1 protein-coding gene is annotated in these 2,446 nt (G+C 74.0%); it reads right to left on the bottom strand.

Annotation, left to right across the window (positions count from 1 at the left end):
* Positions 1 to 2,446, bottom strand: a 2,446-nt coding sequence (locus FNQ90_RS19675) for an FtsK/SpoIIIE domain-containing protein (RefSeq protein ID WP_267133077.1), incomplete at both ends; no start/stop codon positions are given.

Below are 2,446 nucleotides of genomic sequence, written 5' to 3'. Positions count from 1 at the left end.
GGTCCCGGAGGGTGAGGTGTTCGGGCAGGGCGGGCAGCCACGGTCGAACCCCGGGGGCGAGGTCCGGCAGCAGATCGGCGGCCTGCCGCAGCGCCGTCACCAGGGCACCGAGGTCGGTGGGGCGCTCCTCGGTGACGGTCTCGCCCTCGTCCTCCTCCTCACCCGTCACGACCGGGCGGCCCAGACCCTGCCAGGTCAGCTCGGCGGCCCGCACCGGGCGGGCCGGTCCGGCCGGCGCGGCCTCGTCGTCCCCGTCCTCACCGACAGGGGCCGCGCCGGGGCGTTCGGCTCCCACCCAGGCGGTCTGGAAGGCGGTGGGGGTGCCGCCGCCGCGCCGCACCAGCGCCCGCCCGGGGGTGTGCGGGGAGATGGTGACCGCGTCCGGGGAGTCGATGATGTCCTGGCTCTCGGAGCGGTCGGTGACCCGCAGCGCGATCCGCAGGTTGGTGTTGGCCTTGATCTCGTTGTTGACGGACCCGGCCGGGCGCTGGGTGGCCAGCAGCAGGTGCAGGCCCAGCGAACGGCCGCGCTGCGCGAGGTTGATCAGGCCGGGGACGAAGCCGGGCAGCTCGCGGACCAGGGTGGCGAACTCGTCGATCACGATGAGCAGTCGGGGCAGTGGCGCCAGGCGCGGGTCGCGGGCCCGCTTGGCCCGGTACTCGGCGTGGTCCTTGGCCTCGACCTCCGCCAGCACCGTCTCGCGGCGCCGCAGCTCGGCGTCGAGGGAGGCCAGCGCTCGCTGCACCAGATGGCCGTCGAGGTCGGTGATCATGCCCAGGGTGTGCGGGAGTTCGGCGCACTCCCGGAAGGCGCTGCCGCCCTTGTAGTCCACCAGGACGAAGGTCAGTTCGTCGGGTCTGTTCACCGCTGCCAGGGAGGCGATGAGGGTCTGGAGGAGCTCGGACTTGCCGGAGCCGGTGGTGCCGCCGACCAGGCCGTGCGGCCCGTCCCGCACCAGGTCCAGCCGCAGCAGGTTCTCGTAGCCGCGCCCCAGCACGAAGGAGGTGGAGGCCGGGCGGCGGTTCCACAGCTCCACCACCTTCGCCGGGTCCGGCGGCTCCTGGTCCAGCAGCGGCAGCAGCCGCACGTCCGCCGGCAGGCCGGAGTCGGAGTCCACGCTCACGTCCCGCACCGGCGCCACGGAGCGGGCCACCTCCTCGCACCAGGCCGGGGTGACCAGGTCGGCGCGGATGTCCTCCACCGCCGGCATGCCCGAGGCGCGCAGGGTCAGCCGGCTGCCGTGCGAGGAGACCACCACCGTGCACTCCTCGGGCAGCAGTCGCTCCCGCTCGTCCAGGCAGAGCGAGAAGATCCGCACCGCCGGCCCGGTGGTCAGCAGCTCCACCACGCCCGGCACGTCCCGCAGTCGGCGGGCGCCGTCGAGGACGACCAGGATGTCCGGCTCGGTCATCAGGGTCCGGCCCAGCGCCGAGGAGGACGCCTGGACCCGGGCGCGCAGGCGGGAGAGCAGTTCGTTGACCCGGTGGGCGGTGCTCTCCGGGTCGTTGCCCAGCGCCACCACCGCCTCCGGGGCGAGGCCGCGCAGGTGCGGCAACCAGCGCACCCAGCCCCATGATTCGGCGTGCTCGTCGGTGGTCAGGACGACGATCCGCAGGTCGCGCGGGCTGTGCAGGACGGCGCTCTGGGCGATCGCCCAGCGGGCCAGGGCGCGCGGCCCGTCGCCGGAGCCGGTGAAGCCGACCACTCCGCACTCGGCCACCTCGACGCCGTAGGGCACGTCCGCCAACCGCCAGTGCACGTTGCGGTGGTGGCTCTCCCGCGCCTGGTCCTCGATCCGCTTCAGCGAGGCCCGGGTGACCGTGCCCAGCCGCAGCACCAGGTGGTCGGGGTCGCGGCGCCGCCGCTCCCACAGCTGTCGGCCCGGGCCGGAGGCGTGCAGCAGGAGGGCAGCCGGATCGGGGAAGGCGCGGTTGCGCAGGCCGCGTTCGGTGACGGTGGCCTTGCGCATCTCCGACTCCAGCGCGGCCCGCCGGAGCCGGTACAGGCGGAGCTTCTCGGCGTGTTGGCGACGGCCGCTGCGCCGGGCCATCACCCAGTTGCTGATCGCCATCAGTGGGGTGAAGAAGACGAAGATGACGAAGAAGAAGTTGCGGAAGAGGCTGATCAGCACCAGACCCATGATCAGCGGCATGATGATCATGAGGAAAGGGAAGGCCCGGCCACGGTTGGCCGTCGGGGGGCCGGGCAGCCGCAACGACTCGTCGTCCAGGTGCGGGGCCAGTCGCGGCGGCCGGTTGTACTCGATGCCCACGCCGTCCGGCGACGGGTTGACCGCCGCGTCCGGCTCGAACGGCGCGCCGTGTCGCAGCAGGTGGTCGCCCAGCGCCAGGTCCGCCCACGCCGGCCACTCGATCGATCCGTCGGTCGGGCGCGGCAGTTCGGTGGGCGGGGGGAGCGGCGGTGCCTCGGGCAGGCCGTCCGGGCC

The organism is Streptomyces alkaliphilus, from assembly GCF_014141535.1.
In the GTDB taxonomy this organism is placed as follows: domain Bacteria; phylum Actinomycetota; class Actinomycetes; order Streptomycetales; family Streptomycetaceae; genus Streptomyces; species Streptomyces alkaliphilus.
This window is presented reverse-complemented; position numbering and strand designations above follow the sequence as displayed.